The sequence below is a fragment of the Nocardia sp. NPDC001965 genome (assembly GCF_053594175.1).
The window spans coordinates 1-22,453 of record NZ_JBSFDZ010000023.1; the positions used below are offsets into that span (position 1 = coordinate 1).

Consider the following 22,453-nt stretch of genomic DNA (forward strand, 5'->3'; position numbering starts at 1 on the left):
GTGGTCGGGGCCCGCCCCGGTTCTGGAGCGACGGAGCGGGGGAGCGAAGCGGAGGAGCGCAGGAGTGAAGAACCGGGGTCACGAGGGCCCCGACCTCGCCCCGCCGGAGGCGGGGCCATCCAACACAGCTACCGGGCTGCAGCGGCTGCGACCCGGTCAACTACCCTGGTCGGGATGCGTATCCCGGGCGCGTGAAACCGCAGGTGCTCGCCGCTTCGGACGGTACGCCGAGGGCGCGTACCCGCGCGTCGTCGCCAGACCACGCGCCATCAACCGGCCACCAGCACGAATATCGTGCGGGCCGGCGAACACGAACCGACGAGAACGAGGAGCATGTCCGTGAAGAGCACCGTCGAGCAGCTGAGCCCGACCCGGGTCCGGATCAATGTCGAGGTGCCCTTCGAGGAGCTGAAGCCGGACTTCGATCGCGCCTACAAGGCCTTGGCCAAGCAGGTGCGCATTCCCGGCTTCCGTCCGGGCAAGGCGCCGGCCAAGCTGCTCGAGGCGCGCCTGGGCCGCGGGGCGGTCCTGGAGCAGGTCGTCAACGACGCCCTGCCCGGTCGCTACAGCGAGGCTGTCACCACTTCCGAGGTGAAGGTCATCGGCCAGCCGGAAATCGAGATCACCAAGATCGAGGACGGCCAGGAGCTGGCGTTCACCGCCGAGGTGGATGTGCGGCCGGAGATCACCCTGCCCGAGGACTACAGCACCATCGCGGTCACCGTCGACGCCATCGAGATCACCGATGCCGATATCGATGAGCAGTTGCAGTCGCTGCGCCAGCGCTTCGGCACCCTGAACGGCGTCGAACGGGCCGTTCAGGACGGCGATTTCGTCTCCATCGATCTTTCCGCCACCGTCGACGGTGCGGAAGTGCCGGAGGCCGCGACCACCGGGCTTTCGCACGAGGTCGGGTCGGGTCAGCTCATCGAGGGTCTGGACGAGACCCTGATCGGGTTGTCGGCCGGCGAGTCCAAGGAGTTCACCTCCACCCTGGTCGCCGGTGAGTACGCCGGCCGGGAGGCCGCGATCACAGTGACCGTCGGTTCGGTCAAGGAACGCGAACTGCCCGAGGCCGATGACGAATTCGCGCAGCTCGCCAGCGAATTCGACACCATCGATGAGCTGAAGGGCGATCTGCGCTCGCGCGTCGAGCGGGTCAAGAAGGTGACGCAGGCCGGCGAGATCCGCGACAAGGTGCTGGAGCAGCTGCTCGACAGCGTCGAGGTACCCCTGCCCGAGGCCGTGGTGAAGGCCGAGATCGACGCGGTGGAGCACGACGCCATCCACGGTTTCGACCACGACGAGGCGAAGTTCGCCGAGGCGCTTCAGGCGCAGGGTTCGAGCCGCGAGGAGTTCGACGCCGATACCAAGGAAGCCGCCGAGAAGTCGGTGAAGACCCAGCTGCTGCTGGACGCGGTCGCCGAGGCCGAGGGCACCCAGGTCGGTCAGGAAGAGCTCACCGAGCGCATCCTGTTCCAGGCCCAGCGGTACGGGATGGCCCCCGAGCAGTTCATCCAGCAGGTGCAGCAGGCCGGCCAGCTCGGCGCCGTCTTCGCCGACGTCCGCCGCGGTAAGGCGCTGGCGGAAGTGGTCGGCCGGGTGACGGTCACCGATTCCGAGGGCAACAAGGTCGATACCGACGAGATGTTCGGTAACGCCGCGGAATCCGATGTCGCCGACGAGGCGACCGACGAGTCCACTGCCGAGGCGGAGTAACCCGACCCGAGGATTTGCGTGCAGGAAGCCCTGGGACCTGAGGCGGTGTTTGCCATCCGGAGACAGAACACGATCGACATCTGTCCCCGGCGTGCGCACGCCGACGGTCTCGGGGTTTCTTCGTTCCCGCGACACGGCTCCACACCGAGCTGCCCGGAGATCGCCGCGATACGCGTCCGGGCAGGCCGTGGTGCCCGACGAAGTGGGCCCCATGTCTCGTTCTCGAGGTCGTCGTCCATGGTCGGGGCCTGCCCCGGTTCTGGAGCGACGGAGCGGGGGAGCGAAGCGGAGGAGCGCAGGAGTGAAGAACCGGGGTCACGAGGGCTCCGACCCCGCGACGCCGCAGGCGCCGCGATAGATATTGCGCTCTGAGCGAATCGGGGTGGTACCGGGAGTTCGGTGCCGCCCTGCTTCGTTAATGTTTGTGTCAGCAACGAGCCGGCGAGAGAAGGCAGGTATCCGTGACAATCAACCAAGCCGAGGTCATGACAGCTCCGACCGCTGGGCTCAATCTCAGCGATTCGGTGTACGAGCGCCTGCTGCGTGAGCGCATCATCTTTCTCGGCACCCAGGTCGACGATGACATCGCGAACAAGATCTGCGCGCAGATCCTGCTGCTGTCGGCGGAGGATCCGACCAAGGATATTTCGCTCTATATCAACTCGCCGGGTGGTTCGGTCAACGCTGGTATGGCGATCTACGACACCATGCAGTACGCCGAATGCGATATCGCGACGACCGCGATGGGTCTGGCCGCGTCCATGGGTCAGTTCCTGCTGACCGCGGGTGCGCCGGGAAAGCGTTTCGCGCTGCCGCACACCCGGATCATGATGCATCAGCCGTCGGCCGGTATCGGCGGTTCGGCCGCGGATATCGCGATCATGGCAGAGCAATTCGCTTACACCAAGCGTGAGCTCAACGAGCTGCAGGCGATGCACACCGGGAAGCCGGTGGAGCAGATCAATGCCGATGCGGATCGCGACCGCTGGTTCACGCCCGATCAGGCGCTGGAGTACGGCTTCATCGACCGCGTGATCACCAATGCGCGCCAGGCGGGCGGCACGGGCAACTAGGGCGTCGCCGGTGAAATCGGGCCGGGCTCCGGCCGGTTCGCCGATCCGTCCAGCGGACAGCTCACTCACAGACTTGGAGACGAATATGCCCAATCCGATCGATTCTCGCGGCCTCGGCGGTAGCGCCCCGGCGGGTCCGCAGTCGCGCTACATCCTGCCGTCGTTCATCGAGCATTCGAGTTTCGGCGTCAAGGAATCCAACCCGTACAACAAGCTGTTCGAGGAACGCATCATCTTCCTCGGCGTGCAGGTCGACGACGCTTCGGCGAACGACATCATGGCGCAGTTGCTGGTGCTCGAATCGCTGGATCCCGATCGTGATATCACGATGTACATCAATTCGCCGGGTGGTTCGTTCACCTCGCTGATGGCGATCTACGACACCATGCAGTACGTGCGTGCCGATGTCGCGACCGTTTGCCTCGGGCAGGCGGCGTCGGCGGCGGCGGTGCTGCTGGCGGCCGGTACTCCGGGTAAGCGGGCCTGCCTGCCCAATGCGCGGGTGTTGATCCATCAGCCGTCGGTCGAGGGCGGTATCCAGGGGCAGGTCTCGGATCTGGAGATCCAGGCGGCCGAGATCGAGCGGATGCGCCGGTTGATGGAGTCGACTCTGGCCCGGCATACGGGCAAGGAAGCCGATGTGATCCGTAAGGACACCGACCGGGACAAGATCCTGACGGCCGAAGAGGCCAAGGAGTACGGGATCATCGATACGGTGTTCGACTACCGCAAGCTCAGCGCGCAGAAGTGAGGCGTGCCCGGGTCCGGCGCGCCGTGTGAGCGGTACGCCGGACCGGCCGGGCGGCGGCCCGGCCGCGGTGGATTCGCCGCGACGCGTTTCGACACACCCGCAATCGCCGAGTGTCGGAGAAAACGTGCCGCGACGCGGTATCCGCGTGAATCCCCGCACAACCGCGACGAGAAACCTGCCCGAGTTGTCGACCTCCATCGCACACACCGGGTACGGTCAAACCCAGGGACCTTTGTTCCCGGTTGACAGCACCGCCCTTCGATCCGGGTGATCGGTCCGGATTTCGCTCCACCGCAGGCGGCGGTCGGCTGGAAGCTGGACGGATGGTTGCACGCGAACAAGGAAGTAGGGACCCACGAGATGGCGCGCATCGGCGACGGCGGCGATCTGCTCAAATGCTCGTTCTGCGGAAAGAGCCAGAAGCAGGTCAAGAAGCTCATTGCGGGACCAGGGGTGTACATCTGCGACGAGTGCATCGATCTGTGCAACGAGATCATCGAGGAGGAGCTGGCCGAGTCCAGCGAGGTCAAACTCGATGAGTTGCCCAAACCCGCGGAGATCCGGGATTTCCTGGAGAACTACGTAATCGGGCAGGATACGGCGAAACGCACTCTCGCTGTCGCGGTGTACAACCATTACAAGCGTATTCAGGCCGGGGACAAGGGTCGTGATGCGCGCGGGGAAAGCGTCGAGCTGGCGAAGTCCAATATTCTGATGCTCGGCCCGACCGGCTGCGGCAAGACCTATCTGGCGCAGACGCTGGCGAAAATGCTGAATGTCCCGTTCGCGATCGCCGATGCCACCGCGCTCACCGAAGCCGGTTATGTCGGTGAGGACGTGGAGAACATTCTCCTGAAACTCATCCAGGCCGCCGATTACGACGTGAAGCGCGCCGAAACCGGGATCATCTATATCGACGAGGTCGACAAGATCGCCCGCAAGAGCGAGAACCCGTCGATAACGCGCGATGTCTCGGGCGAGGGTGTGCAGCAGGCGCTGCTGAAGATCTTGGAGGGCACTCAGGCGAGTGTGCCGCCGCAGGGTGGCCGCAAGCATCCGCACCAGGAGTTCATCCAGATCGACACCACCAATGTGCTGTTCATCGTGGCGGGTGCGTTCGCGGGTCTGGAGAAGATCATCTCCGACCGTACGGGCCACCGCGGGATCGGGTTCGGCGCCGAGGTGCGTTCGAAGGCCGAGATCGACACCACCGATCACTTCTCCGAGGTGATGCCGGAGGATCTGATCAAGTTCGGGCTCATCCCGGAGTTCATCGGCCGGTTGCCGGTGGTGGCCTCGGTGACCAACCTGGACAAGGATTCCCTGGTGAAGATCCTGTCCGAACCCAAGAACGCTCTGGTGAAGCAGTACATCCGGTTGTTCGAGATGGACGGTGTGGATCTGGAGTTCACCCGGGACGCACTGGAGGCCGTGGCGGATCAGGCCATCCTGCGCGGGACGGGGGCGCGTGGTCTGCGCGCCATCATGGAGGAAGTCCTGCAGCAGGTGATGTTCGATATCCCGAGCCGGGACGATGTCGCCAAGGTCGTCGTCGACGCGGATACGGTGAACGACAATGTGCTGCCCACCATCGTGCCGCGCAAGCGGGAGCGCCCGGAGCGCCGCGACAAGTCGGCCTGACCTATACCGCAATCGTTCCGATGCGTGAACGGTTCCGGTCCGGAGCCGGCTCGCAGTAATCTCGGTGGCCCCCGACATTTGTGCGATGTAGGAGCAGGTCATGGTGGCTCGGCTGCTTGCGCAGGGCATACGGTTCGAGCGGCGCACCGACGCCGATACGCCCACGCGGTCGTTCCGCGTGGGCGTATCGGCGTCGGTGATGGCAGCGGTGCTGGTTCCGTGGCTGTGCACCGCGGCCCCGGCCGGTGCGACGGTGCGGGAGGTCAGTGTGACACCGGACCTGAATGCCGGTATCCGGACGAACTACGGCACCGGGTGCAGCTACACCGTGCGAGCCTGGCTCAGTGAGGCGGTCACGGAGGTGACTTTCCTGGACAACGGGGTTCCGTTCGCGACGGTGCCGCCCGCCGGCGGCGGACTCGGGCTGGTGCACTGGGTGCCCGCCTACGAGGGTGAGCACACCCTGCAGGCGGTCCAGCCGACCGGTGGGAACGATCAGGCACCCTATGTGCGGGTGTTCGTCGGCCGCGGGGAGCACATCGGTTACGCGTGCTGGGTCATCTGAGCCGGGCTCACGCCGACCGAACCCGGGACGCTCATGCCCGCCGAGCCGAAGAGCTCACGCGCCGGCCGGGGAGCTCACGCTCATCGAACCTGCGAAGCGGACCCCCATCGAGTTCGGGAAACTCACGCCCATCGGGTTTCAGGCACTCGCGGCATCGAACTCGGCCGCTCACGCCCAGGGCACCCGGCAGGAATCGGTGCTGAATCCCTGTGCGGTGATACCCAGGGCGTGGTTGTTGCGGGCCCGGGAGTTCTCCAGGGCGATCTGATAGGTCAGTTCGACGACCCCCGCGCGGCCGAATCGTTTCTCCAGGTCGGCCACCTGTACGTCGGTGACGGTCATCGGGGTGGCCGTCATGGCGTCGGCATAGGCGATGGCCGCGCGTTCGTCGTCGGTGTAGTGGGGTGAGGTCTCGTAGTCGGCGATGTGCTGGAGTCGGTCGATGTCCAGGCCGTCCAGCCGTTGCAGCATGGTGCCGAAGTCGACGCACCACGAGCAACCGACGGTCCACGCGGTGCGGTAGACCGCGATCTCCCGGATATTGGCCGGCAGTTTCTTCGATACTTTCTCGGCGAGCATCTCGTGCACCCCACCGGCGATCAGGATTCCGGTGTGGTGCGCGCCGACAGCGAAGGGTTCGGGGACTTCACCGACCTTGCGCTTGGCGAACCAGTAGAGCGCTCTGGTGAGCGGCCCGGCGTTCTCGGGGGCCACGGCGGGGATGCGGGAAGTGCTCATCGGGTCTCCTCCTGAGATGGGGTTTGTTGTCCCTGCAACTCGGACGAGACAGCGGCCCGGAACGTGACGCACCGGAGCGCCTACGGTGACGGCCGAGCGCACTCGTGCCCTGTGACCAGGCTATGCCGGGTGCGCGGTGGGGGCCAGGCCGGTCGTAGACGGCTCCGGGCAAAGCGATACGGCGACTCAGCGCAGTCGAGTCGCCGTATCGCGGCTCATTCGGGTTCGACGGACATATCGTCGGCGCTCCAGTAGGCGCGCATCCGGGTGATCCGGCCTTCGTCGTCGAACTCCATGACATCGATCGGGCTCAGCGTCATCCGGTGCCCACCCGCCTTGGTCACGAGGGTGAAGACGAAGGCAGCGTGGTTTCCGGCGATCCGCACGGTCTCGGGGGCGAGGCTCGTTTCCCGCTCGAGGCTCGCGATGACGTCGTAGAACTCGCGGATGGCGTCGTGTCCCTGTTTGGGCTCGGTGCCGATCGGGTCCTCGATCACGGCGTCGGGAGCATAGAGATCGACGATAGCGGCGGTCGGACCCGCGCCGACGAGTTCTACGTACTTCTCGACTACGTCGCGGATCTCCCGGGCCATCACCACTCCTACCGAAAATGAAACGTGTTCTAGGTTCGGAAGCGTAGCAGTTGTGTGCGCTACCGGTATCGGTATCTGGGGCGCAACAGGATATTCGCATATATCCCGCCACCGCGCTGTGGCGGGGAAATGCCTGGTGAAGACGCTGAAATTGCATGGCGGGCGGGTATCGCCGCTGACCCCTCGGTTCGCCGTTGAACCGCCGCTGTGCAGTTGTGCATCTGCAAGGAATTTCGCAGTGAACGCTCCGAGTGTTACGTGTTCCAGGAGAAATTCTGCACCGGATCCCATTGACCGGGCGCTCGTGATCCCGGTACCCACCGGGGGAGCGAATCAGAAAACATTGCTATGACTGCAGGTCCGGACGGTGTGTCGATCGTTCGGTGTCGGTATTGTGATGTTGAATCGACCCGGTCAACCAGATGTTCGAGTGATGAGTGAAAGCGGAGGAGATATGGCACTGCCAACGATGACCGCAGAACAACGCACGGAGGCTCTGGCCAAAGCGGCGGCGGTGCGCAAGGCGCGCTCCGAACTGATCGGTCAGGTGAAAGACGGCAAAGTCTCTGTCGCCGACCTGCTGCGCAAGGCCGATAGTGATGAACTGGTCAAGAAGACGAAGGTCGTCGCCGTGATCAAGGCGCTGCCCGGCGTCGGCCCGGTGAAGGCCGCCAAGCTGATGGACCAGGCGGATATTCCGGAAGATCGCCGGATCGGCGGGCTGGGTGCCCGTCAGCGGGCCGCGCTGCTGGAGGCGCTGGCCAACTGAGGAGGGGGAGCGTCCGGCTCGGACGCTCCGAACTCCGGCCGTGGCCGAGCCGGTCGGTGAAACGACCGGCGTGGCCCGGCGGGCGGCTGTCGCGAGCCGCCGTACGCGATCACGGGCGCCGAACGGGCGTGTCGGTTCGGGGCGGTTCGCGGTCCGGATCGGGGAATGTGACTACCGTGGCCGTATGGCCGTCCGCGAAGAACTCGAAGCGTTCCTCGACGAATACCAATCCACTCTGAGCGCCTACGACGCCGAACGTACGGCCGCGCTGTGGGGGACCCCGGGCACTGTCGTCGGCGACGATTTCGTCGGTTCGCTGCATTCGCGCGAAGAGATGGCCCAGGGGCTGGCGCAGGCCCATCCCATTTATCAGATGCTCGGGCTGGCGCGGGTCGACCACACCGTGGTCGATTACGCGGAGCTCACCGATTCGCTGGTCCGGGCGCGAGTGCGCTGGCATTTCTACGACAGTGACGACGAGCTGCTCACCGACAGCGATTACGAGTACATCTTGCGCCGCGACGACGACGGGTTGCGTACCTATGTCGCGGTCGCCATCGACGAGGCGGAGAAATTGTCCCGGCTCGCGGCCGAACGAGGAGTCCGGCTGCCGGGAATGTGAGCGCCGCGTCCTTGCGATACCGATAACGGTCCGGTCCGGTCCGGGAATCTAACGGTCCGGTCCGGAAATCGGAGCCGATCGGCGGGGCCGGACGGGTCAGTCGGGCGAGGAGCCGCGTTCGGCCAATAGCGCCGCGATACCGTCGAGAATGCGATCCGTTCCGAATTCGAGCCCGGCATCGCGTTGTGGTGGGCGTGCGGGCGATTCGGTGGGGGCCGGCGCATCCGATATCGCCGAGAGGAGCCGCGGGAACCGGCCGTCCGCCAACTTCAGGGCCGCGGCCATCGCGCCGGTGAATTCTTCCTCGGTGGCTCCGGGGCCCACGACCTGCTGTGCCAGGCTGCGCACGTGCCCGTTGAGGACGACGAGAGTATCGAGCCGTTCCGGTCCGGTCAGGTCGATATCGGCCGCGGCTTCCAGTGCGGCTTCGGTCCAGCCCAGCTCGTTGGGGCCCATCGGCCGCGCGCCGGCCAGCAACTCCATTATCCAGGGGTGGCGCCGGTAGCGCTCGAAGGTCAGTAGCGCCCATGAGCGCAGGCCGCTGCGCCACGGCTCGGGGCCCGACATATCCAGTGCCGGTAGGTCGCTCAAGGCCTGCTCCACCATCAGTGCGGTGAGTTCGGCCTTGCCCGGCAGGTGGCGGTAGAGCGACATCTTGGTATAGCCGAGCTGGTCGGCCAGGCGCTGCATGGACAGGGCGGCCAGCCCTTCGGCATCGGCCAGTTCGACCGCGGCGGCGACGATCGCGGACCGGGTGAGGGTGGGTTTGGGGCCCCGGGTCGGTCGCCGATCTGTTCCCCAGAGCAGCTCCAGCACGGTCGGCGTCGCCATGAAGTGCCTTTCGGAGGTGGGTTGACGTGGAACTGTGTCTACCATACGCTGATTAGCGTCCGATGGAAACAGTTTCCGATGGACGCTTATCATGGATGGAGTTCGTCATGCAGAACCGCACCGTTCTCGTCTCCGGCGCCAGCATCGCCGGCCCCGCTGTCGCGTACTGGCTCGACCGCTACGGATTCGACGTCACCGTGGTCGAGCGGGCTCCGGCCCTGCGGCCGGGCGGCCAGGCCGTCGACTTCAAGGGGTCCGTACAGCGCACGGTGCTGGAGCGGATGGGTATCCACGAGGAGATCCAGCGGCGCAGCACCGGCGCCACCGATATGGTCTTCGTCGATGCCGGCGGGCAGGAGAAAGCCCGGATATCCGGCGACTTCAGCGGTGGCGATGTGGAGATCCTGCGGGGCGACCTCGCCGAGATCCTCTACGGGCTCACGGCCCGACGCTGCACCTATCTGTTCGGCGACTCGATCAGCGCACTGCGGGATACCGGCGACGGTGTCGAGGTCGAATTCGAACACGCACCGGCACGCCGGTTCGATCTGGTGATCGGTGCGGACGGGATCCATTCGCGGGTGCGGCGGCTGGCATTCGGACCGGAAGCGGAGTTCGTCCGGCACCGCGGCTACTACTACGCCATCGCCGGTGAACCGCTGGAACACACCAGCGGCCCGCGCCGCCGGACGTCACTGGCATACAGCGCACCGGGGCGGCTCGCCGTGCGTGGTGGGCCCAAGGCCCAGCACCTGTACATGTTCGCCGCGCCCGAAATGGGGTTCGCCGACGATGCGGAGAAACACCGCATCCTCATCGACCGGTTCACCGGTATGGGTGGGGCGGTACCCGAAATGCTCGCCGAACTCACGGAATACGACGATTTCTACCTGGACGCCCTGGCCCGGGTACGGATGCCCAGTTATACGTCGGGCCGGGTGGCCCTCGTCGGCGACAGCGCCTACGGGAACACACTCGCCGGTTTCGGGACCGGCCTGGCGCTGGTGGGGGCCTACGTGCTGGCCGGCGAGCTGGCGGCCGCCGTGGGCGATCACACCACCGCCTTCGCCCGCTACGACCAGATCATGCGCCGCTACGCGAAGCTCGGCGGGAGCAGCAGCCCGGGTCCGTTCCTTGCCCCGAAAACGGCCTGGGGCCTGCGATTGCGTAACTGGTTCCTGGGTTCGCGGTGGTTCGACATGATGGACAAGTTCGCGGGGGACGCCAAAGACGATATCGAGCTGGCCGACTACGCCGACGTGGTATCGCGATAACAGCCGGAGCCCGAAACGTGCCCGGCCCGATGGATGCCGAGGCACACGGACACCACTCCGGAACAGGTCACAGTCACCCGGCCGCTGCGGCGCCGCGGATCCGCTCGGGGTGGCTGTAGATGTTCAGCGTCTGCCCCCGCACGAAACCCGCGAGAGTGAGACCGGATTCCTCGGCCAGATCGACGGCCAGCGAACTGGGCGCCGAGACGGCGGCCAGCACGGGAACACCGGCCAGCACCGCCTTCTGTACCAGCTCGAACGAAGCGCGCCCGCTCACCACCAGCACGAGATCGGAACCCGGGATCCGGTTCTCGCGCAGCGCCCAGCCGATCACCTTGTCCACGGCATTGTGCCGGCCGATGTCCTCGCGTACCGCCAGGACTTCCCCGGCCGCGGTGAACAGGCCCGCCGCGTGCAGTCCGCCGGTGGCATCGAACACCGACTGGTGGCTGCGCAGCCGATCCGGCAGCGCGGCCAGCAACTCGGCGCCGAGCAACGGTTCGGGCCGCGGCAGCGGGTAGCGGGTGCGCATCCGGATCTCGTCCAGCGCGGTTCGCCCGCAGAGTCCGCAGGCGCCGGTGGTGAGGAAGGGCCGGTCCGGCAGGACGATCGGCGCGTGCAGACCCACATCCAGCACGTTGTAGGTGTTGCGTCCCTCGTCGTCGGTACCGGCGCAATAGCGGGCGCTGTGGATATCGGCGGCCCCGGCGATCAGGGTCTCACCGAAGAGGAAACCGTGCACCAGGTCTATATCGTGTCCCGGCGTGCGCATGGTGACGGTCAGCGATTCGCCGCGGATCCGGATCTCCAGCGGTTCTTCGACAGCCAGGGTGTCGGGACGGATGATTTCGCCGGACGGGGTGATTCGCCGCATCCGGCGGCGTGCGGTGACTCTGCTCATCGCGTGCCGTGGGTATGGGGCTCGAGCCGGACGGTGACGGCCTTGGATACGGGGGTGTTCGATCGCGCTGCCACATGGTCGAGAGGTACCAGCGCGTTCGTCTCGGGGTAATAGGCGGCAGCGTTACCCCGGGGCGTCGAATAGGCCACCACCCGGAAACCTGTAACGCGGCGGTCGATTCCGTCGGTCCACTCGGACACCAGATCGACCAGGTCGCCGTCCCGGAAACCGAGTTCGGCGATATCCGCGGCATTCACCAGCACCACCCGGCGTCCGTGATGCACACCCCGGTAGCGATCGTCGAGACCGTAGACGGTGGTGTTGTACTGGTCGTGGCTGCGCAGGGTCTGCAGGATCAGCCGTCCCGGCGGGACCGTGATCCAGCTCAGCTCGTTCACCGCGAAATTGGCCTTCCCGGTGGCGGTCCGGAATTCCCGGGCATCGCGCGGCGGATGCGGGAGGACGAAACCGTTGCGCTGCCGCACCCGGACGTTGTAGTCGGCGCAGCCGGGCACCACCCGGGCGATGGCGTCGCGTACGAGGTCGTAGTCACCGCTGAACCGCTCCCACGGCACCGGGTGGGCGGGGCCCAGCAGTTCGCGGGCGAGTTCGCAGACGATCGCGACCTCGCTGCGCAGTTCCGGGCTCACCGGATTCAGCCGGCCGGTGGACAGATGCACCATCGACATCGAATCCTCCACCGAAACCTGTTGCCGGACCCCGTTCCGGATATCCAGATCGGTACGGCCCAGCGTGGGCAGGATCAGGGCGGTGGCCCCGTGGACGATATGGCTGCGGTTGAGTTTGGTGGATACCTGCACGGTCAGCGCGCACCCGCGCAACGCCGCCTCGGTGACCGCGGTATCCGGGGTGGCGGCGACGAAATTGCCGCCCATACCGAAGAAGACGCGGGCCCGGCCGTCGCGCAGCGCCCGAATCGCGGCGACCGTGTCGTATCCGCGCGCTCGTGGACTGGTGATACCGAATTCGCGATCGAGGGCGTCGAGGAAGGATTCGGGTACCCGCTCCCAGATCCCCATGGTGCGGTCACCCTGCACATTGGAATGCCCACGCACCGGGCACAGACCCGCGCCCGGCTTCCCGATCATGCCCCGGGCGAGCAGCAGATTGGCCGCCTCTTCGATGGTTGCCACAGCATGGGTGTGCTGGGTGAGGCCCATGGCCCAGCACACGATGGTGCTCTTCGAACCGGCCAGGAGTCCGGCGGTGCGGTCCAATTCGTCGCGGGACAGTCCGGTGGCGGTGACCACCGTATCGAGATCGACGGCGCGGATATGCCGCTCGTACTCGGCGAAACCCGCGGTGTGGCCATCGACGAAATCACGATCCAGAACGGTCCCCGGGGCGCGGTCCTCGGCCTCGAACAGCAGCTTCGCCAAACCCTGGAACAACGCCATATCGCCGCCGAGGCGGATCTGCAGGAAATCGTCGGCGATATCCACACCGGTGGTGAGACCGCGCACGGTCTGTGGATCGCGGAAACCGATCAGCCCGGTCTCGGGCAGCGGATTGATCGCGACGATCCGCGCGCCCGCCTTCTTCGCATCGGCCAGGGCACTGAGCATCCGTGGATGATTCGTGCCCGGATTCTGGCCCGCGACCAGGATCAGATCCGCGGCGGCGAAATCGTCGACGGTCACCGAACCCTTGCCGATACCGATCGAGCCGGTGAGCGCGGTGCCCGAGGACTCATGACACATATTGCTGCAGTCGGGCAGATTGTTGGTCCCGAAGCTGCGCACCAGCAACTGATAGAGAAACGCCGTCTCGTTGGCCGTCCGGCCCGAGGTATAGAAAACGGCCTCGTCGGGGGAATCCAGATCGCGGAGCTGCCCGGCGATCAGCCGATAGGCATCCGCCCACGAGATGGGGCAATAGTGGGTATCGCCGGGCCGCAGCACCATCGGATGGGTCAGCCGGCCCTGCCGGCCCAGCCAATACCCGGACCGGTCGGCGAGATCGGAGACCGAATACCGAGCGAAGAAATCCGGCCCCACCGTTTCGAGCGTCGCCTCCTCGGCGACGGCCTTGGCGCCGTTCTCGCAGAACTCCGCGGGCCGTCGACGACCGCTCGGCTCCGGCCAGGCACAACCCGGGCAATCGAACCCGTCCACCTGATTGACCCGTGCCAGCGTCCGCGCGGTGCGGACCACCCCCATATCGGACACCGCACGCTGCAACGCGACCGCGACCGCCCGGACCCCGGCCGCCCGCTCCTTCGGCGGAGTGACGGTGAGCGCGGACTCGTCGATATCGTCGGTCGGGGCTTTGCGGTGCATACCGTCCATTCTGCGACGTGCGGTGGGCCATCCATAGAGGGGTGGCCGTCGAGCACTTACAGTGTCGTGATCCTACCCAGGTGGGCCTTGGTTTTTCTGGTGCGGAATTCGGTGGACTGTGCGGGTGGCAGGTGGGGAGGGGCGTCCATGCGATGTTGCGATTCTGTCCTTGGTCGCCTTGGTCGCCTTGGTCGCCTTGGTCGCCTTGGTCGCCTTGGTCGGCCTGGTCGCCTTGGTCGGCCTGGTCGGCCTGGTCACCCGGTTGCCTGTGGGCGCGGATTCCCCGCGTTGCTCCGGATTGCGCGGGTTCGCGGACTCCGCTCGGGGTGGCGTGCGGTGGGACACTGGTGAAAGAGCGCTGGTCATGACGATGCGATGACCCGGTCCGGTCGGGCTGCACAGCGCCCCCGCCTCTCCGGATGGTCCACTCAATGGTCGGGGCCCGCCCCGGTTCTGGAGCGACGGAGCGGGGGAGCGAAGCGGAGGAACGCAGGAGTGAAGAACCGGGGTCACGAGGGCCCCGACCCCGCGGCGCCGGAGGCGACGCAATCAAACACTGTAGGTGAGGACCTGTTCGCTGATGCGGATCCGGCCGCCGGGGGGAAGTTCGGTGGGGGTTTGGCTGATCCGGGTCCAGCGGGGTTCGCCGGGGGTGGAGACGAAGGTTCCGGCGGCGGTTCCGGCGTCGCGGAGGAAGACCTTTCCCGAATCCACCGACAGGTAGGCGTGTACCCGGGAGATATGCCGGTCGCGCTGCAGGACCAGCGGGGCGGCGGTTTTGCGCCGTACCGATTCGTCCACCGAGGGGCCGCGTCCGATGACGTAGGCGCGGTCGAGCGGGTAGGTGGTGCCGTCCTCGGCCACCAGGGCGGGAGCGGCGTGCTGCGGCTCGGCGGTGGAAGCGGGGGTGTGCGGATGTGAACGGGGCGATTCCTTGCGCAGCCGGATCGGCTGGGCCTCGGCGCGCATCGACGCCGGTGCGGCCGACCAGGCCCGGGTTCCGGGTAGCGGCTCGGGGGTGGGGGCCTCGCCGGGGCCGGTGCGTGGGCCGGACCGGGTATCCGGTTCCGGTTCGCTCGCCACCATTCCGGCCGGGGCGGTCGCCACGGGTTCGTAGGATGCGGCCTTCTGCTTCGCCGGTGTGGCCGCGCGGTTCTGGTTCTTGTTGCCACGGCGCACCGCGGCCTTGATGACGAAACCGCCGCCGGGCACCACGCCCGCGCGCAGGTCTGTTCGTGGGTACGGCGTGACCCGGCCGTCGGTCCCGGGGCCCACGGTCAGCGTGCGCACCGGGTCGCGCACGATTTCGTCCACCCAGGTGAAGGCGCGGGCTCCGACGAGGCGCCGGGAACCCTCCGCACCGGAGATCATCGCGGAGACCGGGCCGCGCAGCAGTACGAGGGTGCCGTCCGCGGTGGGTGCGACCAGCCCGAACGGTGGTGGCTCCGACCCGGTGCCGAAGACGACCGCCGCGAGCCGCTGTGCGATGGCCGCACCGGGATGCTCCGCGTCCGCCACAGCTTCGACAGCGCCGAGTATCCGCTCGGTGGACGCGTTGGCTCCCACGAGATAGATCACGACATCACCGAATCGCGCGACCAGGCCTTCGCCCGGTGCGATCCCGATGGTGGACGTATCGACGCGCACCCGCGGCTCCTTCCTGGCGCACTACCGGATCCAGCATAGATGCGGATCCGTTACCCGGCGTATGAGATCGTTGCGACGGATCACCGCGCGAGCGGGGAAGACCGGGATATCCGTGTCGCACGGAACAGGAAGAAGGGCTCCATGCCGCTCAGCGCACTGGACGAGCGCACCGCGCTGATAGTCGTCGATCTGCAGAACGGGGTGCTGTCCCGCCCGGTCGCGCCGGAGCCGGTGCCGGTCGTCGTGACCCGCACCGTCGAGCTGGCCGCCGCCTTCCGGGCCGCCGGGCTTCCGGTGGTGCTGGTGCGAATGACCACTGCCGCCGGGACCGATGCCACCCCGGGACGCACCGATATGTCCGCGCTCGCCGGACAGCAGCCGGCCCCACCCGCCGGTTGGGACGAGATCATCCCCGACCTGGCCGGCAACGAACTCGATGTCGTCGTGCCGAAACGCACCTGGGGCGCGTTTCACGGCACCGACCTGGACCTGCGGTTACGCCGTCGCGGGATCACCCAAGTCGTGCTCACGGGTGTCGCGACCAGCCTCGGTGTGGAATCCACCGCGCGGGCCGCGCACGAACACGGCTATCACGTGACACTCGCCGTCGACGCGATGACCGATATCCGCGCCGAGGCCCATACGAACAGTGTCGAGCGCATTTTTCCGCTGCTCGGCGAGACCGGGACCACGGCCGAGGTCCTGGAACTGTTGCGCACTTCCCGGTCGGGTGCGGTGTGATCCGGGTGGCCGGTGCGGCCGATATCCCGGTGCTGCGGGAGATCGAGGTGCAGGCGGGGGAACCGTTCGCCGCGCTGGGGATGGACGAGATCGCAGATGACGAACCGATGTCGGCCGAGGTGCTGGGTGAGTTCGTGCTGGACGACCGCGCCTGGGTCTGGGAGGACGAGGGCCGTGGTCCGGTGGGCTATCTCATCGCGAGCGTCGTCGACGGCAACGCCCATATCGACCAGGTATCGGTACTGCCCGGCTATCGCGGTTCGGGTATCGGCCGTCGGCTCATCGACCGGGCGGTGGGCTGGGCCGCCGACCACCGGTTGCCCGCGATAACCCTCACCACGTTCACCGAAGTGCCGTGGAACGGGCCCTACTACCAGCGGCTGGGTTTCCGCTATCTCGATCCGGCGGCGGAGACCCCGCAGTTGCACGCCCTACGGGCGGCCGAGATCGCGCACGGTCTCGACCGGTGGCCCCGCTCCTGTATGTGGGCCACGGTCGAGACCTGGGAATACGCCTGAGCTCAGGCGGTGAACCGGGCCACGGCCGCCTCGGCCGTGGCCAGGGCCGCCGTACGGTCGGCCGGAACCAGACCGATGCGGGTGCGGCGGTCCACGAGGTCGGCGGCGTCGAGAGCGCCCTCCTGCTCCAGCGACCACGCGAACTCCGCGGCCAGTACGTCGGCGCCGGGCGCGACTGGTTCGGCAAGTCCGGGATTCGCCGCGGCCAATGCGACGACAGCCGGGGCTTCGGCGCCGTAGCGTTCGATCAGGAGCTGGGGTGCGGCGAGCCGGTCCCGCGCCACCCCGCCGACCGCACCGGCCAGTGGGAGGGCTCTCGTCCGGCACGGTCCCGCGTGCAGTCCGGCGGCCGCGACGGCTGTGTCGAGGGCGTCCTGCGCCATCCTGCGGTAGGTGGTGAGTTTGCCGCCGACTACCGTCACCAGTCCGTTCGGTGCGGTGAGTACGGCGTGCTCCCGCGAGATATCGGCTGTACTGTCGTCCGCTGTCCGCAGTAGCGGTCGAAGGCCTGCGTAGCTACCGCGGATATCGCTGTGGGTCAGTGGGATCCGCAGCACTGTGTTGACGGTTTCGAGCAGGAAATCGATTTCGGTGCCGGTGGGCCGTGGTTCGTCGGGGACCGGGCCCGGGGCGTCTTCGTCGGTCAATCCCAGGTAGACCCGTCCGTGCGGTGCCGGGAGGGCGAAGATGAACCGGCCCATGGTGCCGGGCACCGGGACGGTCAGTGCGGCGGTGAGCCCGCCGAAGGCCGCGGCGTCGAAGACCAGGTGGGTGCCCCGGCTGGGGCGCAGCTCGATGCGGGTATCGACCTGGTCCGCCCAGACACCGGTCGCATTCACCACCGCACGGGCGCGCACCGTCAGGGTTTCGCCGGTCAGGGTGTCGCGCAGTACCGCACCGTCCCCGGTGGCTTCCTCGGCAGCGACCCGGGTCAGTACCGTCGCGCCGTGGGCGGCGGCGGTGCGCGCCAGCGCCACCACGAGTCGCGCGTCGTCCACGAGTTGCCCGTCCCAGGCCTGCAGACCGCCGCGAAGTCCGTGCTGCCGTACGGTCGGCGCCAGCCGGATGGCCTCGGCCCGGGTCACCCGCCGGGATCGCGGTAGCAGCGCGCCCGGGGTACCTGCGCCGGCACGCAAGGCGTCACCGGCGAGGAAGCCCGCGCGGATCAGGGTCCGGGTGGCGAACCCGATCTCCGGGAGCAGGGGGACCAGCTGCGGTAGCGGTCGCACCAGATGGGGTGCGGTGCGGCGCAGCAGGATTCCGCGTTCCACCGCACTCTCGTGCGCGATCGCGACCTTCCCACTCGCCAGATAGCGCAGGCCGCCGTGCACCAGTTTCGAACTCCAGCGGCTGGTCCCGTGGGCGAGATCGTGGCGTTCCACCAGCACCGTGCGCAGGCCGCGGGTAACCGCGTCGAGTGCGACCCCGGCGCCGGTCACGCCGCCGCCGATCACCAACAGGTCGATATCCGGATCGTCGCCGAGGGCAGTGAGTTCACGGCTCCGGCGGTATGCGTTCAACGCGGGTCCCGCTGTGGGGAATGGGTTCTCGGCCATCTGGTTCTCGGCACGGCGCCCGTCCGGCGGACGGAAAGGGCAGATCGCGGCCGGTGGCCGCGACCGGATACGCCGGGCGCTACTCCTTCCTCGAAGGTGGGATCACGGGGCGAGATAGCTGTCGAGCGAGTACCGCAGTTCGGTGTCGAGCGCGGGCCCGTCGAGCAGATGGGCGACCGTGGCCGCCGATTGCACCGCCGACTGGGTGATCAGCAGCACCATGGCGGCCAGCCGATCGGGTTCCCCGGCGCGCACCGAACCGTCGGCCTGGCCCTCGCGGATCCCCGTGCCGAACAGGTCGAGCAATTGCCGCTGGTTACGGCCCAGCCGGCCGAAGACGTAGGTCAGCATCAGGTCGGTATCGGTGCGGAAGATCTTGCCGAACAGCGGGTTCGACCGGACTTCGGCGGCGCCGGTCACCACCCCGGTGACCAGCCGGTCCCGGGCGGGGCCGGCGGCCGGCATGGCCTCGGCGATGATCCCGCGCAGTTCGCGTACCAGCAGCTCGGCTACCAGGGTGCGGCTGTCGGTCCAGCGCCGGTAGACCGTCGGCCGACTGACACCGGCTCGGCGGGCGACCTCGGTGAGCGTGGTGCGCCGGACTCCGAATTCCGCGACGCAATCGCGGGCCGCGTCGAGGATCGTCTGCTCGACGGGCGTGGTGCCGGAGTCGGGGGTGGACACGGACTCGACCTCATCTCCGATCACGATCTGAGCATACTGATAGTTACTGCTTGACATTGTATGTCAAACTGTAACGCATGACCAGTGAGCAAGGCGAACGTGTGGTGAACTCGGCGTCGAGCGCGCAACGACCGGATATGGTGTGGGACGCCTGGGGTGTCGCCTCCGGGCACACACCGCTGCCCGAGCAGATCCGCGGCCTGTTGACGCAGGTGTTCGGAGTCCCCGGGGAGTCGGCGACGCGTCGCGATGAGGGCGATGTGCCGCTCCGGCCGCCGGTCCTCACCCCGGACCGGCGAGCCGGTCTCGCAGGGATCGTCGGCCCGGAGCGCATCTCCACCGAATCGGTCGACCGGCTGCGGCACGCCGGCGGAAAAAGTACTCTCGACCTGCTACGACGACGCGATCCCGCCCCGCAGGACGCGCCCGACGCGGTGGTCCTTCCCGCAGATCACGACGAAGTGGCGGCCGTGCTCGCCTACTGCTCGGACCAGGGCATCGCCGTCGTCCCCTTCGGCGGTGGGACGAGCGTGGTCGGCGGCCTCGACCCGGTTCGTGGCGATTTCGACACCGTGATCGCGCTGGATCTGCGGCGGCTGGACGCGCTGCTGGACTGCGATCCGGTATCCGGCACCGCGACCTTCGGCGCGGGGGTCACCGGTCCACGTGCCGAACAGTTGCTCGCCGAACACGGGCTCTCGCTCGGACATTTCCCGCAGAGTTTCGAATTCGCCAGCATCGGCGGATTCGCCGCCACCCGGTCCTCCGGCCAGGCTTCCGCGGGCTACGGCCGGTTCGACGATATGGTCCAGCGCATCCGGGTCGCCACTCCCACCGGCGACGTCGAGCTGGGCCGGGCACCGGCCTCGGCCGCCGGTCCCGATCTGCGGGAGCTGTTCGTCGGTTCCGAGGGTGCGCTCGGGGTGCTCACCGAGGTCACGGCCCGGGTCCACCCGGCCCCGGATACCACCACCCATATGGCCTGGTCGTTCCCGGATTTCGCGACCGGGGCGGCTGCCCTGCGCACGGTGGTGCAGACCGGTGCCGCGCCGACGGTGCTGCGCCTGTCCGACGAAGCCGAAACCGGCCTGAACCTGGCCCGGGCCGGGAATGTCGGTGGCACATCGGTTTCCGGGTGTCTCGCGGTGACGACCTTCGAGGGCACTGCCGCTCATACCGCCGCTCGCGCCGCCGAAGCCGGGGCCCTGCTGCGCGCCGCCGGTGGCACCGAACTCGGTCCGGAACCGGCCCGGGAGTGGCAGCACGGCCGATTCGCGGCACCGTATCTGCGCGACGCCCTGCTCGACGCCGGGGTACTGTGCGAAACCCTCGAAACCGCCACCACCTGGAGTGCGCTGGCCGAGCTCAAGACAAAAGTGACGGCCGCTCTCACCGAATCGCTGACCGCCCAGGGTGCACCGGCACTGGTGATGTGCCATATCTCGCATACCTATCCGACCGGCGCGTCCCTCTATTTCACGGTGGTCGCCAAGCTGCTCGACGAGCCGATCGCCCAGTGGCAGGCCGCGAAAACCGCCGCGGGTGATGCCATCGCCGCCGCAGGTGCCACCATCACCCACCACCATGCCGTGGGTGCCGATCATCGGGCCTGGTTGCCCGCCGAGATCGGCGATCTGGGCATCCGGGTGTTGCGTGCGGTGAAAAAGGAGATCGACCCGGCCGGGATCCTCAACCCTGGCAAACTGCTGCCATGACTGCCCGCAACGACGCGGACCCCCGGCAGGTGCGCACGGTCGCCGTGGTGACCAACCCGGCCTCCGGGCAGGGCCGGGCCCGCGAGGCCGCCCGCACCGTGGTGGACCGGCTCACCTGCGCGGATATCGAGGTCGTCGAGATCCACGCCCCCTCCGCGGCCCGCACCCGCGAGCAGGTGCGCGAGGTGGTGGCCGGTGATGCGCCCGACGCGGTCGTCTGTGTGGGCGGCGACGGGCTGGTCAATACGATCCTGGATCCACTGGCGCGTTCGGGCGTCCCGCTGGCTCTGGTCCCGGCCGGTACCGGCAACGACCTGGCGCGTGAGCTGGGTATCGCCGACGAGCCCGGTCGCGCCGCGGAACTCGTCCGGCGCGGCCGGGTGCGCACCATCGATCTGGGCCGGTTGGAGCCCGCCGGCCACGATCCGATGTGGTTCGCCACCGTCACCTGCACCGGTTTCGACGCCCGGGTCACTCTGCGCGCCAACCGGATGCGCTACCCCCGAGGCCGGTCCCGGTACACCTTCGCCGCGGTCGCCGAGATCGCGCACGGTATCGCCGTGCCCTACCGGATCGAACTGGGTGGGCCGTCGGCGCAGCTGATCACCACCGACGCACTGCTCGTGGCGGTGGGGAACACCACCACCTACGGCGGCGGGATGCTGATCTGCCCGGACGCCCGTTGTGACGACGGTCTGCTGGATGTGACAGTTGTCGGGAAGGTCTCGCATCTGGAGATGCTGCGGATCCTGCCGGCGCTGTCGGCGGGTAAACGGATCGACCACCCCGCGGTGACCCAGTACCGTGCCGAATCCCTCAGCCTGAGCGCGCCGGGTGCCCCGGCCACCGCCGACGGCGAACCCGCGGGCCGGCTGCCGCTGACCGCACAGGTCGAACCCCGCGCGCTCACCGTGCTGACCCCCTGACCGCTGCGGATCAGGCGGCGAACCGGATCCGCAGCCGGTCGATACCGTCGCGGTCGAGTACCACGACCGAGGTCGGAGCCGGCCGCGGGCCGGCACCGCTCTCCAGCCGTCGCAGGATCTGCCCCCAGCGCCGGACGTGCCAGTTGAACGACAGCCGCCCGACCCGCCTGCCGCGCGCGTACTGCCCGGCGCGGGCGACGGTCGCCGGTACATCGAGCAGCACCATGTGCAGTTCGCGGCCGTGCCGCACGGCCCACCGCGTGAGCATCCGGCGGGTGAAACCGATGGTGCCGCAATCGTGGATCACCACCGGACCGCGGTGATCACGCAGCGCCACCCAGATCCGGCCGAAATGCACGACGTGCACCACCGGCCGCCACAGCGGGTAGGGCACCCAGGACAGCCGGGGTCGCCACGAGTTCCGGGCATGGATGGAATCGAGCACGATCGAGTGATCGGGACCCGGTATCGCGTGCTCGGCGTCGGGATCGGAACCGAACAGCCGGTGCAGCGCGGTGCTCTTGCCCGCGCCGGGAATGCCGGCGAACAACACGGCCGCGCTCGCCGGGTACCGGAGCTCCCGAGTCGCCCGGCCCCGTAGATCGTCGACGGCACGCGGGCGGACAATTTCCGAATCCGATTCGGGGAAGATGGATTCCGCGGGGTTCAACGGAACGGAGTCGAGCGGGGGGTTCACCCCGTCCAGGGTCCCCAGTCGGACCGGATTCGGCAAGATTGTCGCCTTTGTCCGGTGAAGTTCACAGGCTCCGGGCGTGGTCCGGCCATGGTCGCGGCACCGGTCGCCACCTGAGAATTCCGGTGCTCAAGCTGAGAATTGCTTATGGATGGGTAGCGACGGCCGGGATCGGCGGTAGTCTTACTGATGTAG

22 protein-coding genes are annotated in these 22,453 nt (G+C 67.8%); 13 read left to right on the forward strand and 9 right to left on the reverse strand.

All coding sequences use genetic code 11. The annotated features are described in order from the left end of the window. The first annotated feature begins 339 nt into the window (after nucleotides 1–339). The 5 genes from tig to ACWCPQ_RS25735 all read left to right on the forward strand — a co-directional run bounded on the left by tig (nucleotide 340) and on the right by ACWCPQ_RS25735 (nucleotide 5,749). Nucleotides 340–1,719, forward strand: coding sequence for a trigger factor (gene tig / locus ACWCPQ_RS25715; protein WP_449903278.1), 1,380 nt, complete (start codon nucleotides 340–342; stop codon nucleotides 1,717–1,719). Between the two features lie 485 nt (nucleotides 1,720–2,204). Then, on the forward strand, nucleotides 2,205–2,792 hold the full coding sequence (locus tag ACWCPQ_RS25720) for an ATP-dependent Clp protease proteolytic subunit (RefSeq protein WP_449903441.1): 588 nt from the start codon (nucleotides 2,205–2,207) through the stop codon (nucleotides 2,790–2,792). An 85-nt stretch (nucleotides 2,793–2,877) separates the two neighbouring features. After that, complete coding sequence (locus tag ACWCPQ_RS25725; protein WP_449903280.1) at nucleotides 2,878–3,543, forward strand: ATP-dependent Clp protease proteolytic subunit; 666 nt, start codon at nucleotides 2,878–2,880, stop codon at nucleotides 3,541–3,543. A gap of 360 nt (nucleotides 3,544–3,903) precedes the next feature. Then, complete coding sequence (clpX, locus tag ACWCPQ_RS25730; protein ID WP_058856531.1) at nucleotides 3,904–5,184, forward strand: ATP-dependent Clp protease ATP-binding subunit ClpX; 1,281 nt, start codon at nucleotides 3,904–3,906, stop codon at nucleotides 5,182–5,184. 100 nt (nucleotides 5,185–5,284) lie between these two features. Beyond that, complete coding sequence (locus ACWCPQ_RS25735; protein ID WP_449903282.1) at nucleotides 5,285–5,749, forward strand: hypothetical protein; 465 nt, start codon at nucleotides 5,285–5,287, stop codon at nucleotides 5,747–5,749. Between the two features lie 168 nt (nucleotides 5,750–5,917). Here ACWCPQ_RS25735 and ACWCPQ_RS25740 read toward each other — a convergent pair whose 3' ends face one another. Together ACWCPQ_RS25740 and ACWCPQ_RS25745 are read right to left on the reverse strand one after the other, a co-directional pair. Further along, nucleotides 5,918–6,487 carry a carboxymuconolactone decarboxylase family protein gene (locus ACWCPQ_RS25740; RefSeq protein WP_449903285.1) on the reverse strand — a complete coding sequence of 190 codons (570 nt, stop codon included), beginning with the start codon at nucleotides 6,485–6,487 and terminating at the stop codon, nucleotides 5,918–5,920. A 215-nt stretch (nucleotides 6,488–6,702) separates the two neighbouring features. Further along, on the reverse strand, nucleotides 6,703–7,080 hold the full coding sequence (locus ACWCPQ_RS25745; RefSeq protein WP_449903287.1) for a nuclear transport factor 2 family protein: 378 nt from the start codon (nucleotides 7,078–7,080) through the stop codon (nucleotides 6,703–6,705). Between the two features lie 454 nt (nucleotides 7,081–7,534). Here ACWCPQ_RS25745 and mihF point away from each other — a divergent pair, with 454 nt between their 5' ends. Continuing rightward, nucleotides 7,535–7,849, forward strand: a complete 315-nt coding sequence (gene mihF / locus ACWCPQ_RS25750) for an integration host factor, actinobacterial type (protein WP_030523251.1) — start codon at nucleotides 7,535–7,537, stop codon at nucleotides 7,847–7,849. 184 nt (nucleotides 7,850–8,033) lie between these two features. After that, complete coding sequence (locus ACWCPQ_RS25755) at nucleotides 8,034–8,471, forward strand: hypothetical protein (RefSeq protein WP_449903289.1); 438 nt, start codon at nucleotides 8,034–8,036, stop codon at nucleotides 8,469–8,471. 96 nt (nucleotides 8,472–8,567) lie between these two features. Here the strand turns inward: ACWCPQ_RS25755 and ACWCPQ_RS25760 are convergent, their stop codons facing one another. Next, nucleotides 8,568–9,302 carry a TetR/AcrR family transcriptional regulator gene (locus ACWCPQ_RS25760; protein WP_449903292.1) on the reverse strand — a complete coding sequence of 245 codons (735 nt, stop codon included), beginning with the start codon at nucleotides 9,300–9,302 and terminating at the stop codon, nucleotides 8,568–8,570. A 107-nt stretch (nucleotides 9,303–9,409) separates the two neighbouring features. Here ACWCPQ_RS25760 and ACWCPQ_RS25765 point away from each other — a divergent pair, with 107 nt between their 5' ends. Then, nucleotides 9,410–10,576: an FAD-dependent monooxygenase gene (locus ACWCPQ_RS25765; protein ID WP_449903295.1), complete on the forward strand. Its 1,167-nt coding sequence runs from the start codon at nucleotides 9,410–9,412 to the stop codon at nucleotides 10,574–10,576. 73 nt (nucleotides 10,577–10,649) lie between these two features. On the opposite strand, the gene fdhD is transcribed toward ACWCPQ_RS25765, so the two are convergent. Next, nucleotides 10,650–11,477 carry a formate dehydrogenase accessory sulfurtransferase FdhD gene (gene fdhD, locus ACWCPQ_RS25770; protein ID WP_449903298.1) on the reverse strand — a complete coding sequence of 276 codons (828 nt, stop codon included), beginning with the start codon at nucleotides 11,475–11,477 and terminating at the stop codon, nucleotides 10,650–10,652. Next, complete coding sequence (locus ACWCPQ_RS25775; RefSeq protein WP_449903300.1) at nucleotides 11,474–13,777, reverse strand: FdhF/YdeP family oxidoreductase; 2,304 nt, start codon at nucleotides 13,775–13,777, stop codon at nucleotides 11,474–11,476. Before ACWCPQ_RS25775 ends, fdhD begins: the two co-directional genes overlap by 4 nt. A gap of 169 nt (nucleotides 13,778–13,946) precedes the next feature. Between ACWCPQ_RS25775 and ACWCPQ_RS25780 the strand changes: the two genes are divergently transcribed. Further along, complete coding sequence (locus tag ACWCPQ_RS25780; protein ID WP_449903303.1) at nucleotides 13,947–14,156, forward strand: hypothetical protein; 210 nt, start codon at nucleotides 13,947–13,949, stop codon at nucleotides 14,154–14,156. A 170-nt stretch (nucleotides 14,157–14,326) separates the two neighbouring features. Here ACWCPQ_RS25780 and ACWCPQ_RS25785 read toward each other — a convergent pair whose 3' ends face one another. Then, nucleotides 14,327–15,424 (reverse strand): FHA domain-containing protein, encoded by a 1,098-nt coding sequence (locus tag ACWCPQ_RS25785; RefSeq protein WP_449903306.1) that lies wholly within the window; start codon nucleotides 15,422–15,424, stop codon nucleotides 14,327–14,329. Nucleotides 15,425–15,565: 141 nt separating this feature from the next. Here ACWCPQ_RS25785 and ACWCPQ_RS25790 point away from each other — a divergent pair, with 141 nt between their 5' ends. Beyond that, nucleotides 15,566–16,165 (forward strand): isochorismatase family protein, encoded by a 600-nt coding sequence (locus tag ACWCPQ_RS25790; RefSeq protein ID WP_449903308.1) that lies wholly within the window; start codon nucleotides 15,566–15,568, stop codon nucleotides 16,163–16,165. Further along, the gene (locus ACWCPQ_RS25795; RefSeq protein ID WP_449903311.1) at nucleotides 16,162–16,683 is read left to right on the forward strand and encodes a GNAT family N-acetyltransferase; all 522 of its coding nucleotides are present in this window, start codon (nucleotides 16,162–16,164) and stop codon (nucleotides 16,681–16,683) included. The genes ACWCPQ_RS25790 and ACWCPQ_RS25795 overlap by 4 nt, the downstream gene beginning before the upstream one ends. Before the next feature lie 2 nt (nucleotides 16,684–16,685). On the opposite strand, the gene ACWCPQ_RS25800 is transcribed toward ACWCPQ_RS25795, so the two are convergent. Both ACWCPQ_RS25800 and ACWCPQ_RS25805 read right to left on the reverse strand, forming a co-directional pair. Beyond that, nucleotides 16,686–18,239 (reverse strand): glycerol-3-phosphate dehydrogenase/oxidase, encoded by a 1,554-nt coding sequence (locus ACWCPQ_RS25800; RefSeq protein WP_449903313.1) that lies wholly within the window; start codon nucleotides 18,237–18,239, stop codon nucleotides 16,686–16,688. A 102-nt stretch (nucleotides 18,240–18,341) separates the two neighbouring features. Further along, a complete protein-coding gene (locus ACWCPQ_RS25805; protein WP_449903316.1) occupies nucleotides 18,342–18,980 on the reverse strand; it encodes a TetR/AcrR family transcriptional regulator in 639 nt (212 codons plus the stop codon). 80 nt (nucleotides 18,981–19,060) lie between these two features. Between ACWCPQ_RS25805 and ACWCPQ_RS25810 the strand changes: the two genes are divergently transcribed. Next, the gene (locus ACWCPQ_RS25810; protein WP_449903445.1) at nucleotides 19,061–20,638 is read left to right on the forward strand and encodes an FAD-binding oxidoreductase; all 1,578 of its coding nucleotides are present in this window, start codon (nucleotides 19,061–19,063) and stop codon (nucleotides 20,636–20,638) included. Then, nucleotides 20,635–21,564, forward strand: coding sequence for a diacylglycerol kinase family protein (locus ACWCPQ_RS25815; protein WP_449903319.1), 930 nt, complete (start codon nucleotides 20,635–20,637; stop codon nucleotides 21,562–21,564). The genes ACWCPQ_RS25810 and ACWCPQ_RS25815 overlap by 4 nt, the downstream gene beginning before the upstream one ends. A 10-nt stretch (nucleotides 21,565–21,574) precedes the next feature. Here the strand turns inward: ACWCPQ_RS25815 and ACWCPQ_RS25820 are convergent, their stop codons facing one another. After that, nucleotides 21,575–22,297, reverse strand: coding sequence for an AAA family ATPase (locus ACWCPQ_RS25820; RefSeq protein WP_449903322.1), 723 nt, complete (start codon nucleotides 22,295–22,297; stop codon nucleotides 21,575–21,577). Nucleotides 22,298–22,453 lie beyond the last annotated feature (156 nt).